We start from the raw sequence: 14,839 nt of genomic DNA on the forward strand, positions 1-14,839 counted from the left end.
ACGAGGGCGCTTTCTTTTTGCAGGAAGCTGCTATTTTCCCTTATCAATCCTGCACCCAACCTTATCTACGCTTGGCATGCAAACATGACAACTTTTCGAACTTTCCACGGCATCTATTATATCGACAGCGACTACGTTATATACTGACATTGAGAATGATTTCACAAGTTAGGAGGACTTAAATAATGATTGTCCACGAACTGACGGACATCGAACATCTATTCACTGAACAATTGCAGGAAGGCTACTACGTGATTCGCGAAACATACCAAAACGTACTCGTTGAGCTGGAAGACGGCGACACCGTCCGGCAAATGGACGCCGGAACGGAAGAAGTCGTCACCATCGTATTTGATCCCGGCGACGAATACTCCCTCATTTGCCTTGACACCTACACTTTCGCCGACGGCATCCCATCTTTAGCGGAGCTCAAAGAAACGATTGCCGCGGAGTACGACGTCTTTGTCAACGACCGTTGGGCTGCGGCGTCGTTGTAAAAAAAGCGCCCGAAACGTTGGACATCAGAGACTCGGAAAACACGGGTATCACCTCAACCAAAGCGCCTTTCATCAACCTAGTCAAGGAACAGCCCGTTCGCCTAGCGAGCGGGCTGGTTGGTTCTCTCAATCCGAAACACTTTAAAGCCGATATCAAGCTCCGTCTTCCCCGTTTCATAAACGATTTTCTCCCCCGCGCGGCGGATGCGCTCGCGGCCAATGTCGCAAATCGTCCGAAACCCCACCCGATACGCCTCGGACGTTTCCGCAAGCCGTTCGGGAAGCTGCACCATTATAAACGACCGCCGGCCGCCGTCTTCGGCGTTTTGCTGCATGACGGCATGAGCCGTTGTCGCCGAGCCGGAAAAAAAGTCCAGGATGAGATCATCATCCCTCGTTGTCAACGCCACCATGCGCTGAATGAGCTTCACCGGCTTCGGGTAATCCATCACCGCCAGCCCGCCGAACAGCTCCTTTAACTCTTTTTTCGCCTCCTGCGAATGGGACACCTCGTCATGCGTCCAAATCGTAAGCGGCGTCACCGTCGACTTCACTTCGCTTAAAAACCGCTTCAGGCGCGGCACCCCGTTTCCGTCTTTGCCAAACCAAATGCGGTTATCCGCCGCCAGCTCGGCGAAGCGCTCCTTCGTCACCCGCCAGCAATACCCATTCGGCGGGGAAACGACCCGACCGCTTGGCGTCACAATCTCATAAATCTTTTCCGGAATCGGCGGACCCACCGACAAATCGCCTGACGTCCATGGACCGCGTGGGTCATTGTCTGGGTTGGCATACCGCCCATCCGCTTCCGGATGGCGCGGCAAGCCGTACCAAGCCAGGCGATCGATGTTTTTCGCATAACATAAAATGAAATCATGGTTGCGCGAGGCGAACTTGTTCATATTCACGGGCGAAAACGCCCGCTGCCAAATGAACGTGGCGACAAAATTCCGCTCGCCAAAAATTTCATCGCACATTTTTCTCAAATTCGCCTGCTCCGTATCATCAATGGAGATAAAGATGGCCCCCGTCTCGGCTAACAGCTCCCTCGCCACCCAAAGGCGCGGGTACATCATGTTGAGCCAGCCGGCATGGGCACGCGCTTCTTCCTGGATTCCGCTAGGAACAACGGCTTTCCCCTTGCGCCAATTGTCTTTGTACGTGAGCACTTTTCCTGTATTGTACGGCGGATCGATGTAAATCATTTGAATGGTTCCCGCATGCGACGTTCTCAGCAGCTTTAACGCCTCTAAATTGTCTCCTTCAATATACCAATTGTTCGTCGTCTCCCACTGTTTGCTCGCTGCCCGATCCGGCCGCAATACTCCGGACGCAGGCAGCTCAGCGAGCCGCCTCGCCTCCGCCTTCCCCGGCCACGTGAACTCATATGCTTCTTGCCGTTCGTGACCGCCAAACACTTTCTTCAGCAACTCCCAATCGATGCCCCCATCTACAACCGCTTCCGGAAAGAGCTTTTTGATCGCCTCAAGCCTTGCATCCGCTGCCGGTTTCCTTCTCCCGCCGACGTTTGCCATGGCACTCCCCCTCTCTCCCCTCGCCCTTCCCAACGCGGTGCTTTTTTTGACGAATCTTATTTCCATTATTTCGCCACGGCGCACCGGTTTCCTTCCTTTGGCCATAAAAACACCCCCGCCTTCTGCAAAAAGCGGGGGAGCAAAACCTTTGAACGAGGTTTTCCTTTTTCATTTTCAAGATCCGTTCAGTAAATCTTGTTGAAACATATTTACTTGCGGTTTTTATCCTCTAAACGAGACCTTCCTTTTTCAAGAGTACCTTCATTTTACCATTGATTTTCTAAGGTTGCAACGGGTATTCTTGCACACCCCTTCTACTCCTCTCAAAAATAAAATGTGGTTATGTCAACTTTAACAAGTGACTAAAGTCGTCAACCGTTCAAACCATTGGTATATCAACACCATATTTCTGTTCCCGAAAGAAAAACCGCCATGCACATCTCCCCCTGTTTTTTGACCGTTTTCGGACCGTGCATGGCTGAATTCGGCACCGAAAACAAGACGAGCCAATGAGACGGAGAAGGCGGCATGGCGGATGATTCTAGAGCTGGGATGAAAGCCGTTCCTAGACGAGTGGGCGTTGTTCCATCATCTTCTCGGCAATGGCTTGCTGGATCTCACGCATATCAAACGGGATGATGACATTTTCAGCCAAATGGCGTTTGCTTTCAAGCAGTTCATGCATTAATTCCTCTACCGTTCCTTGCGGGAAATGGGAACGATCCGTGGTGATAATATGGTACACATATACATCTTTTTGCTGACCAATGCGGTACACGCGGTCGGTCGCCTGGTTTTCAACCGCCGGGTTCCACCAGCGCGTGTAATGGATGACATGGTTGGCGCTTGTGATCGTCAAACCGACGCCGGCCGCTTTCGGGGATAAAATCATCATACCGAAGCCGTTTGTTTCATTAAAGCGTTGTACGACCGATTGGCGATTTTTCGTATCCCCGTCAATCACCGGAACAGAAATGCCGTATTTCTCCATGAATATTCGTTTCAAAAGAAAGTGCAACTTGCGGAACTCCGTAAAAATGAGCACTTTCTCCCCTTTTTGCCGAATCGTTTCGACGATGCGCATCGTTTCCCTCAACTTCGGCACCTCTGCGGCCGGGAGATTTTCATAGCCGGCGATGACCGCTCCCGGATGGCCGTACAGCTGCCGTAATCTCGTGATCATATTCAAAATGGCGACCTGTCCGCTCTCTTTTGTGGCCAACATCGACTGGGCAATCTCTTTCTGCAGTGGCGAAGCCTCGACATAAATCGGCGAAACAAGGTGTTTTTTAGGCAGGTGATCATTGAGAATTTGCTGCTTTGTACGGCGCAAATAGTATGGTCGGATGGCTTTAAGCAGCGCATCATAGTCTGATGTTTCCGCATAGCGGGATCGAAACTCTTTTAACGAGCCTAAGGCGCCGGGCTGAACAAAGTCCATAATCGCCCAAAGTTCGTCTAGGCTGTTTTCAACCGGCGTACCGGTCATCGTCAAGCGAAAGTGCCCTTGCATGGCGCGGATGGCGCGCGATCGCTGACTGGCGTGGGATTTAATGTTTTGCGCCTCGTCGCAAATGATCGCTTGGAATTCGATCTTCCCTAACAAAAGTTGGTCAATTTTCAGCGTATCGTAGCTGGTCAAAACGAGATCAAACTGTGAAATGAGCTGCGACGAAGCCAGCCGCCCGCTTCCTTTATGGATATACAAACTATCGAGCAGGCTTGGGGCAAATTTTTCGATTTCCGCTATCCAGTTCTCAATCAGCGCAATCGGCAGGACGACCAACGTCGGCCTTAGCCGCCCATGGGCCTTTTGATGCAGCAAAAACGCAATCACTTGAATGGTTTTCCCGAGCCCCATATCATCGGCCAGCAAGCCGCCTCTTCCTTGCTCCGCCAAGTGGCAAAGCCATTCAAACCCTTCGATTTGATGCGGAAAAAGCTCCTCCTGCAGTTCAGAGGGAACTGGACAACGCCGGAACGGCGCCGCTTGGGCGCTCTCCATTTTGTACTCAAGCTCTTCCTCATTATCTTTAATGTCAAGAATATATCGCCGTTTCAACGCTTCGTCGGCGTCTTTCGGCAGTTGCAGTAGCTTCCGGCGCAATAAAGGATCTAAGTAAATCCATTTGCCGTTATACTCGACATATTGCTGGTTCGGATATTTTTCCATCAGTTCGCGCAAAAACGCCTCATCGTACGGAACTGTACGACCGCTTTCCTCATCAAACCATTGCATTCCCGTTCGCTCATGAAAAAAAGGGCGCACCCGTTCGATTGGGATGAGGCCGCGGACACGTTCTGAAAACTGGTCCAAATCAAACAAGTAATCGTGCTCAGGCAGGATGGCAGCCGGATTTTCCAAAAATAGCGGCACCTCTTCCCCCGTAATATGCCGTTTTTGCTGCAAATGGACAATATCGGCGTGAACCCGTCCGGTGCTGACAAAGCGGCTTCGTCCATGGCCTTTCTTTATGCTGCTGACCCGCCGCAACTGTTGAAGATGGCGCGTCTCCTCCTCAGTTCTCCCTTTTACGACGAGCTCGATATGGTCAGGGCGATGCACAGCGATGTCGAGATCATACGTATCAACAACATGGTACGTTTCCGTTTGCAAAAAATTTTCAAGCTGGATGCCTGCTTCTTTGGCCAGTTGTTGGCAAATGCCGATTTTTTCGTACCCTGATTCATACGATTCCAAAAGCGCCCGTTTCAGACGGTACACCCGTTCCGGGAGCAGCACGAGACGGTCCGGCAAGACGTAAACCGCCCCCGCCGGTTTCCCGATCCGGTCTAAGTTACGCCCGCTCGAGTCCAATAGCTGCAGGGCCAAATCCGCTTCATGCGGCAGCGAACGAAGCGAAAGCTTCCCGCTCACCTCCTCCTCAACAACAGGGAGCCCTAAACATTCAAGCACCTCTTTGGCGCTTTCGTCTTTAAGCAGTTCATAATACTCGCTGTACGGCAAGGTCGAATCGACAAGAACGCCGGAGTCGTAAAGCTCCTCCCAAGCGACGTACTGTTGAAATCCTTGCACTTTGTAATAGTTTTCGATATCTTCTTTGGCCATAGGCAGCTTCAGTTCGATGACAGTTTTGCCGTCATGCAGCTGAAACGAAAGATGAATCCCATCCTCATTCGGCGTCAAAACTGCCTTCATCATTTTCTGCTTCTTTTTGAAGAAGAACATTTCTTCTTACCTCCCAGCCGAGTTCGCGCCGAAGCCATTCATCAAACTTCCATTGCCATCCGCCAGTATGGCGCAACCAGCCGCCTGGAATCGTTAAATCCCTGTCCATCAGTTCACTCCGCTTCACTTCACGCACTCTTTGCCAAGCTGTATGGGCAAATCGCTCCCGCTCGGCGAGCATCCGGTCGATCTTCGGCTGAAAATGGCGCTGGAAAACATCGGCGCGATAAATGTAGACCGCCCCAGTGCCAAGCACTTCCATAATGACAACGTCACGGAAATACATAATTAACGTCGTGCGTTCATCGGTCACGACGACATCTTCAAGCTTCGGAACAAACTTCTCCCAATATTGAAACCGTTCATGGTTTTTGTTCACGCCGCCAAAAAAGTCTTTCAATTGCAGCTTCATAATCCACTGAGCGAACCGCCGCTTTTCCTCTTCACCGACATATCTCCATAACATCGGCTTTCGGTGATACGTTTGCAGCCTTTCAAATATCAGTTTCCCAAGCGGCTTGACGTGATTGAGCTTGCACTTTTTGATCAGTGCATTCGCCATTTTTTGTTGCTGTTCATTTGTTGAGGAAACAAACAGCTCCCGATACAAGTTTTGTTCCTTGAGAAAAAACGATTCATCGGCCAGCTGAAAAATCTCTATCAACACGAGTTTAAACAACGGAAAGTTTTTCGTTAAATAAAACGTCTCCAGTTCGTCTAAAATTCCTTTCTCGCTTTCATACGCCGTTGTTGCCAAATACACAATGGGATCTTTGCTTAACAAATAACGCCGCCATTTTTCACTTTTCTCTTTTTCCAACCTCTTTTCGATTTTCTCTATATGGGTAGCATAGGCGTAACGCAAAAGCTTCCAAATTTCGTCCAAATCGCACGTTTCATACATAACATCGACCAACACGCGGAACAGGCGTCGCTCATGCTGGATATGGCGCTGAATGGACTCGATCATGGCTTTTTTGAGCTCTTCGGGAAGCTCTTTTTTGTACAAGTTCGGGAGAAGAAGTTTCTCCCGCCGCGACAGCTGTTGTACCCACTCTTGAAACACTGAAATCGGCGCATTGGCTACCTCGGCAAACCGATCGGACAGCCGTTCAAGCACCCCCTGATATTTCTCAGCTCTATAGTCAACCGTTTGTTTCAAAAGAGGACGACGCGGTTCCCGCAGCCATCGTTTCAGCAACACCGGTTCATACTCATACTTCATTATTCGTTCACCAACTTTTCAATGGCTTTAATCGCTTCATCGTCCTTAAGGCGGAATAAAAACTCAACTCGCCGCGAACGGTCGGGGGCATACTTCCCTGTCGCATCCGTCAGCGGACTGCTGAAGCTCCGGCCATTCGCGGTAATGTACTTTTTCGACAGCTCTCGCTCTTTAAAATTAGGAAACTCTTTGCTATAAATATACTCTAAAACGGCGTACGCCCGGCGCTGCGATAAAGACATATTGTACATGTACGTCCCATTCCGGTCGGTATGCCCTTCAATAATGATGCTCGAAATTTCATCTTTAAACCGATCCTGCAATAAAATCCCCATATACTTAGGAATAAATTGTTGCAAAAACGCCTTCCCCTCCGGAGAGATTTCCGTCGAATTGGATTCAAACAAAATGCTGCCTGGAAAGCGGATGGCCCCTGTTTGCTGGTCAATTTCAATGGCCATATTCGATTGCTTGAACGCTTCCGTCAGAGCCCGGATGATCTCCGTTTTGACGCTGACAACCTCCTCAATTTTCCTTTCTTTCTCTTCAAGCAATTCGCGGTAATCAAGGATGACAAACGTCAACAACAAGGCAAACACCATCAACATGGCGCTCATTAAATCCGCATAGGACATCCAATAATTAACTTCCGTCCGTCTCCGGTATTTCATGTTGAAGCCCCTGCTTTCCATTTATCCAAATGATCCACTAAGTCTTCCAAATTCTCAATAAAATCCGCCTGCACTTCGCTGAATTGGTAAACGAGCCCGCTCACTTCTTGCACGGCTTTGGTCAAAGTCTCATCAAAATGTTGATACGTTTTACTTAAACCACTGTCAATATTTTCAGCAAAATCTTTCATTGAAAGATGAAGAGCTTCGGTAATCTTCGTCAACTGTTCTTTCGTCGTCGCCCAGTTTTGTTGCAACGTCTCGATTTGCTCCGTCATCTCATGCATATACACTTTCGTCGTCTGCAGTGCTTCCTCAACCGTTTCCTTCGTTTTCGTCCGCAACTGCACAAGCTCTGGAAGAAGCTGTTTTTGTGCCTCTTGCATTTCAAGCAGCTGCTCCTTTAGCTCTCGAACGCGATCGAACGTTTCACGCAACTCGGAAACGAGCGGCGACAGAGCGACAACAGCCGACTGGACGTCGCCAAGCAGCTGCTGCGAATCACGCAACGATTCTTTTTGGACGCGAAGCGACTCGTCAAACCTGTTCGCCATCGTTTGAAACGAGGCGGAAAGTGAGGACGATGCATGGACAAGCTGTTCGAGCAGCTGGCTATACTGCGCTTCAACTTGTGCATTAAAGCGGGTGAACTGATCGGCCAAATCATCATACTTCTGGGCCAACAGCTGGTTGCTTCGCATCACTTCCTGTTGAACCGGAAGCTGGTCTTTCGTCAGCTGCTGCAGTTGGTGGAATGTTTCGCCTAACCCGTTCATCATGCCTGCCGTTTTTTGATAGCTGTCCTTCATCAACTCAAGCTCTGCGGCCATCTTTTCAAACTGCGCAAACATTTTTTCCGTCCGCTCGAGCGTCATCGCCTGCCGCTCTTCCGTATAAGCAAAACGGCTCGTGAACGCCTCAATCGTTTTCATCATTTCCGTCTGCAATACTTGTGACTGTTGAACGAACTCACTAAACTGCCCGATCGATTGTTGTGTTCCGCCCGTAATCTCATCAACAAGACGGCTCGTTACATCGGCGCTCGTATTTTTCGTCAGCTCAATTTGCGACTCAAGCAGCTTCGCCTGCGTTTCCATTCCTTCATGTAGCTGGGCGAACTGATCATGAAGCTGGCCAAACGCTTGCTGCAGGCTGCCGTGCGACTGCTGAAGCGATAGAGCGATCGGCTGCATCGCCTTCTCAAGCGCATCAGTCAACAGCGTTTTCAAATGGTCGGCTTGATTGCGCGATAACTTTTCCAAGCGGTTTAAAAACAGCTCCTCATCGTCCGTGCTAAGCAAAAAATCAAGCCGCTCGGAATGCCAGTCAATATTGTGCTCAAGCACACCGCTAATCCACCGGTCAAACATCGTCCACATTAACGAAAGCAACACGCCCCATACAGAGGTGTAAAAAGCTACTTTCATCCCATCTAGCAAACTGCTAATCCCTGACCGTAACGCTTCTGTATTGCCAATATGCAGCTCAGCCAGCCCGACCGAGAGGCCAACGAAGGTGCCAAGGACGCCGAGGCTGACATGGATCCCCGCCCCCATGTCCATCAATGTCCGATACCCCATATGATGATACATCACATCAAATCCAAAAAACGGTTCTACATTGATGCGCTCGTCCTCGTTTTTTTGCGAAACGCGATTGTAATACCGTTCCCACAATTCCTTATATTTTGACTTTTTCGCTTGGACAAAAAGATCGTTAATGGCCTGATCAATCTCGTAGGCGCTTCCATCTACGGAGCGGTTCAACTCGAGCAGCTTCGGCTTCAACTGATTCATCACCGCGATTTCCCTTTGAATGCGCATAAACTGCCAAATAGCCATGGCTAAAAACAGTGTGAGCTGAAAATAAAGAAACAAATCAGTAAATCCTTTATTTCCGATCTTGTTGATTAGAGAAAACAAAGTCTCAAAAAGTGTATACAATACCAATCACCTGCACTTTCTGTTATGTAAACAACCAGCCGCCACCAAACGAAGATGTTCTAATCAGCGCTTCCATCCTGTTGCCTGCTTGACTATTAGAATGGCAAAAGTGCGGATTTCTCCGTTTCTTCCAAAATCATTTTACAGGCGTTAAGACCTATTCGGCAATATGTAACAATTTATATAGACGGCTTGGCCATCCAAAAAAACGCCATGCACACCTCCCCCTGTTTTTTGACCGTTTTCGGACCGTGCATGACTGAATTCGGCACCGAAAACAAGACGAGCCAATGAGACGGAGAAGGCGGCATGGCGGATGGCGACTGCTTATGCGGTTTTCTTATAGAAAAATGGGTGATTCGCGGAGACACCAAAGAATTTCCCAAGTTGAAAAGCGCCTTTATTCATCCTCTTTTCCTGTTCAACCCAGCCGTTTCATCGAAAACTCATCTTTTCAATGTTAAGGATGACGGACTCGGTACATTTGTAGCGCAACACCGTCGACCATAAACGTTTGCGCTTCCCCACGCCGTGAAGCGTAGTGCTCGAGCCCGAGCATAAAATTCACTCCTTCACGGTATTCCTCGTTGCCGATCACCTGAAGCGACGGCGACATGAGTTGGCGCGAGAGGAAGAGGATCGTCTTTTTCCGCGCCCGTGTAAGCGAAACGTTGAGGCGGTTCAAACTGTAGATGAACTCCCCTTCCATCACAGCCAGTTCAGGGTCGGCGACGCCGTAGCTAATGATCGCCGCATCCGCTTCTTGCCCTTGCATTTTATCAACCGTATCGACGAAAAACGGCGGGCGCAATTCTTGGCGTTCAAGCTCACGGCGAATGGCGCGGATTTGCGCCCGATGTGGCGAGATGATAAACAGCCCGCGGCGCCAAAACGCTTGGTCGCCTTCTGATGAGTCATCGTACCGTTTCCCCTCGCTGTCGAGAAGCCGTTCCCGCAACACCTTCGCGATGCCCGCCACCCAGCGCGCCTCCGCCTCGTTTTCTTGGACACCGTATACACCGTCATACGTGCAGACGACAAGCGGATAGTCAGGGTCGATCGCCGCTTCGATCCACCCATCGGCCCGGGGCGCAGGGGCGAGCGTCAACGTTTGTTCGGCAATCTGGCGGGTGAACGCGGTATACTGGGAGCTGTAAATCCGCTCGGCCGGGTAGCGGCAAAGCGCCTCATTCATGCGGAAATTGTCCGTCAGTTGGCGGGTATACCGCTTCTCCACATCCGCGTCAAACAGCAGGCGGAAAATCGAGTCAAACAGGTGCGGCTCCCCTTCCGCGGCCGCATACGCCCCTTGAATGATTGGCGGCAGCTGGAAATGGTCGCCGACGATAAGCAGCCTGCCTGCTTTTTTGACATGGCGCAACGCCAACAGTGAATCGGCCACGCGGATTTGCGACGCCTCATCCAGAATGACGACGTCAAACTCTTCTAGATAGCCCTTTTCATACGCCCTTTGAATGCCGTACAGCGTGGCGCCAAGCACCCGATGCCCGCCGTTGCCCAGCCATCCGGGAAGGTCACGGTCCGCCACCTCGGCGATTCCTTTGGCGTTTTCCGTCTGAATCTCACCAAGTTTCGCGATATGGACGCTGCGCCGCGGCGCAAGCTCCTGAATTTTGCGCAGAACGTTTTCGATCGCCGCATGGGTGAAACCCGAAACAAGAATGGCAAGCCTTCGCCCCCGTTTTTCATACATTTCCATCAGCAACCGAAGAGCAACGGCAATAAAATGCGTTTTCCCGGTGCCAGGCGGCCCCCAGACGAGCGTCAACGTATGGCGGAGAAAGTGGAGAAACGCCTGACGCTGGCTTTTTGTCAACCCGCTTCGGCGGAGAAGCGCCTTGACTTCCTCTGCATCCAAGTTGGGACGAAACGTTTTCCGATAGCGAATCGGATCGCGAACTAAGTCCAAGATGCGATGATTGTCCTGATCCAACTGTTGCAACGCCTGCAAGACGCGCCGGGTGGTAAAATCGGCATGCCGAAGCGACAGCCAATACTCCTCTCCTTCCACAAGCGGGAACCGATCGAGCCATTTGGGCAACTCGAGCTTGAGTTCAGCTGTCTTGCCATTATCTTCGATGGCGCGAATGCGGACAAAATAGACATTGGCCCATTGGGGCGGCTTCCATTCACTGGCGTACTTATGATCAGGAAACGTCTGTTGCGCCTTTTCTCCTTCCTCATTGCACTCCGTCAAAAGCCAGCTCGCCCTTTGATCGATCGCTTCAAGCGCCTGGCGGTTGTTCAATCGGAACCGATCGCCGCCAAGGTACGTGACATGAAGCGTCACTCCGTTCTCAAGCCGCTCCGAAAGCGGAAGCAGGCGCTTTTGGCGAATATCCAAGTAGTTTAATAGCGCCTCATAGCGCGCCATAAACGCCAGCTTGGACACAAGCGGATCACGGTAATCAGCCGAATGAGGAAACGCAAATTTTTCCGGCCAGACCATAAGCGGCGAAGGATGGACGCTCTCGGCCCACGCACGGATGCCTTGAATGATGCTGTGAGCAGCCCAAAGGCGGCGGCTCAGCTCCTTCTCGACCGCTTGCCGTGTTTCCGTGTCCCCTGTTTGCCAGGCATCATGCAGCACATCCAGTTTCATGGCGTTTGTCAAGCGGAACGAAAAGCGCTCGCTCGCCGAGTACAGAAACGGCGAATCATGGTAGGCCGCAATATACCGCGACAAGTCTTCAAGACGGTACGCAACATGCGTCGGCAAGGCGAACAGCTGGCTCACAGCCGTTGTCAGCACAACGACAGGAAGCGGAACGATTTCATCTGGATGATCGTTGGCACTTGCTAGTGAGCTGCTATGAAAATACGACAGCAGCCGAACAGCTTTTTCGTTATAGTCTGGATCGAACAAAAGCGCTTGAAGCAGCTGCTGCACATTGTCCCATTCATAGTTGTCGGTGACATACGCCTGCACCGATTTTTGCGACCGCCACTCTCGCTCCCGGTTGTAATCGTGCACCGTCTGAAGCAGGCGGTCCAGCGCATCGGCAAACGTTCGGCCGACCGCGTCGCATTCTTCCAGAGAACCAGCAATAACATGATGCATTTCCGATCCCGTTCCAAACACATCTGTTCCACCAACACGGTACAACGATGCCGCCGCAATCTTCCCCGTCAACGGATCGCGTTGCGCGGTGAGAATCAGACGGATGTCTTCCCATATCGGCATATGCGTCACCGCCTGGTCATACGGAACGACCTTTTCCTCCGCAATCGCCTCAAGCTGCGCTTCAAGCCGCCGAAGTTGACGCGCCAATCCAGCGTTTTGTTTTAGGACGTGTCTCGTTTCTTGACGCTCAAGAAGTTGGCGAAACTCATCGATCGTCTCCGGAAGCTGCCGCTCGCGGATAAAGCGGGACGCATGACTCGATAAGTACGGAACGAGGGAAATATGCGACTGTTTCCGCGCTTTGTCGAAACAGTAATCATAGAACGGGCACCATTCACAGCGATAATCCAAATGCCAAAACAGCTCATCAAGTTGCTTCCCAGCCAGCGCCGTCAATTCGCTAGCCAAAAACTGCTCAAGAAACGGAAGCAGCTGTCCGATATCTGTCAGCTGCGGCTGCTCGGTTTTGTACGTCCATATCCCGGCTTCGCGCAAATCGACGCTGCCCTTAACGCCGTGCTCCTCTAACACCGAGGACAACATCAACGCGTACAGCGCCGTTTGCACGCGGTGGGAAATCTTTAACACATCTGATGATTTGATGTCGATGATGCGGAACACAAAGCCGTTTTGCCCCGGAATGCACTCAATCAAATCCGGACGACACGCCGCAAATCGGATCACTTTCAGATCCAACCCGTACCGTTCGTAAAAGCGCGGCGGCGCGATCAATGTCGGCTGGTATAAATAGCGCTTGCTCGGCTGCTTCAGCTCGCGGATCGTCTCCTCTCCATCCAAATAGCAGTGGGAAATCGGTGCGCCAGGCTCTCGCTTCCCCATCTGCACTTGGCCGGCCAAATAGGTCGTAATCACTTCCTCTTCCCACTCAACCCCTCGGCGCAGCACGCTCTGATGCACCGCGGGCCGCTCAAACAGCTCTTCCGGCACATCGAGCTCGCTGCGTCGTTCTTTCGCCAACGACTGAAAATAAAAATTCCGCTCGCACTCGTGATAAAAATAGCTTGCGATTTTGGCAGGAGAAACGTAAAGCATACATCGATCCCTTTCTAAAAACATACTAGCCGACATCCGCACTGGGACTTGTCAGTTTGTTTATTCATTGTATCATATGTTTGTACGCTTTCCTATATACACCATTCGTGCTTGTCCGACAAGAACATATGTGCTATAATGAAGGAAATTAGAATGAAAGAGGGGCCAACCATGAGCGAAGAGATCCTCTTGCAGTTGTTCAACCGCCTTGGTCATATCGAGAACACGCTGCACCTCCTCGTCGAAAGCCACAAACGGCTGGAAGCAGAACAACAAGAAATGCGAAAAGAACAGCAGGAGATCCGAAGAGAACAACAAGAAATACGGAAAGAGCAACAGGAAATCCGAAGAGAACAACAGGAAATGCGGAAAGAGCAACAGGAAATCCGAAGAGAACAACAGGAAATGCGGAAAGAACAGCAGGAGATCCGTAGAGAACAACAGGAAATGCGGAAAGAACAGCAGGAGATCCGTAGAGAACAACAGGAAATGCGAAAAGAACAGCAGGAGATCCGTAGAGAACAACAGGAAATGCGGAAAGAGCAAGAAGAATTCCGACGCATCCAGCAAGCTCTCCTTGAAGGCCAAAAACGGTTGGAAGAAGAACAAGCCCATATCAAAGCCGGCCAAAAAGAGCTGTATGACTTGATGTCTGCCCTGCTTCACCGCCAGGATGAAACCGACGCCGCACTCGACGCCCTCGCGATGGACGTGCACAAACTTCACGGTGAAGTTTCTTCCATCCACCAAAGACTCGACTCCTTAGAGAAAAAAGTCGATTCCCATGCCCAATCATTCAATGAACAGCTGAACAACATCAAACTTGACATCACCTTCCTCTCGAACAAAGTCATCGAACACGAACGGGAAATCTACAAAATTAAGAATATCATTTTATGACGATAAAGCAGGCGGGCCGCCTAAGCCCGCCTGTCCTTTTATTTCAATCCTTCTTCCACCTGTTTGATCATTTCCGACACCGACGTCAATCCGCCGCCTGAGAGATACCAATAATTTGGATCCAAGTAGACAATGTGGCCGTTTTGATATGCTTTCGTCTTTTTCACAAGCGCATTTTCAATCGTTTGCTTCGCTGTCGGCTTTCCTTCTACAACGGCGTCGCGGTCAATGACAAACAAGTAATCCGGGTTTTTCTCGGCAATGTACTCAAATGATACGCTTTGTCCATGAGAATTCGTCACTTTCAAATTCGGGTCTGCGGCTGGCACGCCGAGCACATCATGGATGAGCCCAAAGCGCGAACCTTTGCCGTACGCACTCACTTTCCCACCGGTCGTCAAAATGATCAGCGCTTTTTTGTCTGCAGCCTTTGTCTTCACTTCTTCGATTTGTTTTTCAATATTGGCCAGTTCCTCATCTACTTCTTTTTCTTTGCCAAACATTTGCCCGATCAGCTTCATATTGTTTGTAAATGAATCCCAATAATGTTGAGTGTCAATCCCTATATACACGGTTGGGCCAATCTCTTTCAACTTGTCATACAAACTGTAGATGAGCATTTTTCATTACAATAATTTCCATGGTTAGAGAGACAAACAGGGTACCCCTTACGCGATACG

The 14,839-nt window shown here is 50.4% G+C and carries 8 protein-coding genes and 1 pseudogene; 2 read left to right on the forward strand and 7 right to left on the reverse strand.

The window, feature by feature from the left end; genetic code table 11:
• Positions 1–185 precede the first annotated feature (185 nt).
• The gene (locus tag ABS784_RS14695) at positions 186–497 is read left to right on the forward strand and encodes a hypothetical protein (protein WP_020278741.1); all 312 of its coding nucleotides are present in this window, start codon (positions 186–188) and stop codon (positions 495–497) included.
• Positions 498–598: 101 nt separating this feature from the next.
• On the opposite strand, the gene ABS784_RS14700 is transcribed toward ABS784_RS14695, so the two are convergent.
• The 6 genes from ABS784_RS14700 to ABS784_RS14725 all read right to left on the reverse strand — a co-directional run bounded on the left by ABS784_RS14700 (position 599) and on the right by ABS784_RS14725 (position 13,259).
• On the reverse strand, positions 599–2,032 hold the full coding sequence (locus ABS784_RS14700) for a site-specific DNA-methyltransferase (protein ID WP_352512991.1): 1,434 nt from the start codon (positions 2,030–2,032) through the stop codon (positions 599–601).
• Between the two features lie 565 nt (positions 2,033–2,597).
• The gene (locus ABS784_RS14705) at positions 2,598–5,195 is read right to left on the reverse strand and encodes a DEAD/DEAH box helicase (protein WP_352512993.1); all 2,598 of its coding nucleotides are present in this window, start codon (positions 5,193–5,195) and stop codon (positions 2,598–2,600) included.
• The gene (locus ABS784_RS14710; protein ID WP_020278745.1) at positions 5,167–6,447 is read right to left on the reverse strand and encodes a hypothetical protein; all 1,281 of its coding nucleotides are present in this window, start codon (positions 6,445–6,447) and stop codon (positions 5,167–5,169) included. Before ABS784_RS14710 ends, ABS784_RS14705 begins: the two co-directional genes overlap by 29 nt.
• On the reverse strand, positions 6,447–7,118 hold the full coding sequence (locus ABS784_RS14715) for an OmpA/MotB family protein (protein WP_033012439.1): 672 nt from the start codon (positions 7,116–7,118) through the stop codon (positions 6,447–6,449). Before ABS784_RS14715 ends, ABS784_RS14710 begins: the two co-directional genes overlap by 1 nt.
• Positions 7,115–8,995, reverse strand: a complete 1,881-nt coding sequence (locus ABS784_RS14720; RefSeq protein WP_227016113.1) for a hypothetical protein — start codon at positions 8,993–8,995, stop codon at positions 7,115–7,117. The genes ABS784_RS14715 and ABS784_RS14720 overlap by 4 nt, the downstream gene beginning before the upstream one ends.
• Before the next feature lie 526 nt (positions 8,996–9,521).
• Positions 9,522–13,259 (reverse strand): bifunctional RecB family nuclease/DEAD/DEAH box helicase, encoded by a 3,738-nt coding sequence (locus ABS784_RS14725; RefSeq protein ID WP_352512994.1) that lies wholly within the window; start codon positions 13,257–13,259, stop codon positions 9,522–9,524.
• Positions 13,260–13,430: 171 nt separating this feature from the next.
• On the opposite strand from ABS784_RS14725, the gene ABS784_RS14730 reads away from it, so the two are divergent.
• Positions 13,431–14,159, forward strand: a complete 729-nt coding sequence (locus ABS784_RS14730; RefSeq protein ID WP_061580494.1) for a coiled-coil domain-containing protein — start codon at positions 13,431–13,433, stop codon at positions 14,157–14,159.
• 38 nt (positions 14,160–14,197) lie between these two features.
• Here ABS784_RS14730 and ABS784_RS14735 read toward each other — a convergent pair.
• Positions 14,198–14,764: pseudogene (locus ABS784_RS14735) on the reverse strand (siderophore ABC transporter substrate-binding protein); the annotation flags it as partial.
• Positions 14,765–14,839 lie beyond the last annotated feature (75 nt).

The sequence above is a fragment of the Geobacillus sp. G4 genome, assembly GCF_040327975.1.
Taxonomy (GTDB): domain Bacteria; phylum Bacillota; class Bacilli; order Bacillales; family Anoxybacillaceae; genus Geobacillus; species Geobacillus thermoleovorans.

What these genes read in the sequence shown, in the direction of transcription:
- ABS784_RS14710 (WP_020278745.1), bottom strand. Translation starts at nt 6,447, where the DNA reads ATGAAGTATGAGTATGAACCGGTGTTGCTGAAACGATGGCTGCGGGAA.
- ABS784_RS14700 (WP_352512991.1), bottom strand. Translation starts at nt 2,032, where the DNA reads ATGGCAAACGTCGGCGGGAGAAGGAAACCGGCAGCGGATGCAAGGCTT.
- ABS784_RS14730 (WP_061580494.1), top strand. Translation starts at nt 13,431, where the DNA reads ATGAGCGAAGAGATCCTCTTGCAGTTGTTCAACCGCCTTGGTCATATC.
- ABS784_RS14725 (WP_352512994.1), bottom strand. Translation starts at nt 13,259, where the DNA reads ATGCTTTACGTTTCTCCTGCCAAAATCGCAAGCTATTTTTATCACGAG.
- ABS784_RS14705 (WP_352512993.1), bottom strand. Translation starts at nt 5,195, where the DNA reads ATGATGAAGGCAGTTTTGACGCCGAATGAGGATGGGATTCATCTTTCG.
- ABS784_RS14715 (WP_033012439.1), bottom strand. Translation starts at nt 7,118, where the DNA reads ATGAAATACCGGAGACGGACGGAAGTTAATTATTGGATGTCCTATGCG.
- ABS784_RS14695 (WP_020278741.1), top strand. Translation starts at nt 186, where the DNA reads ATGATTGTCCACGAACTGACGGACATCGAACATCTATTCACTGAACAA.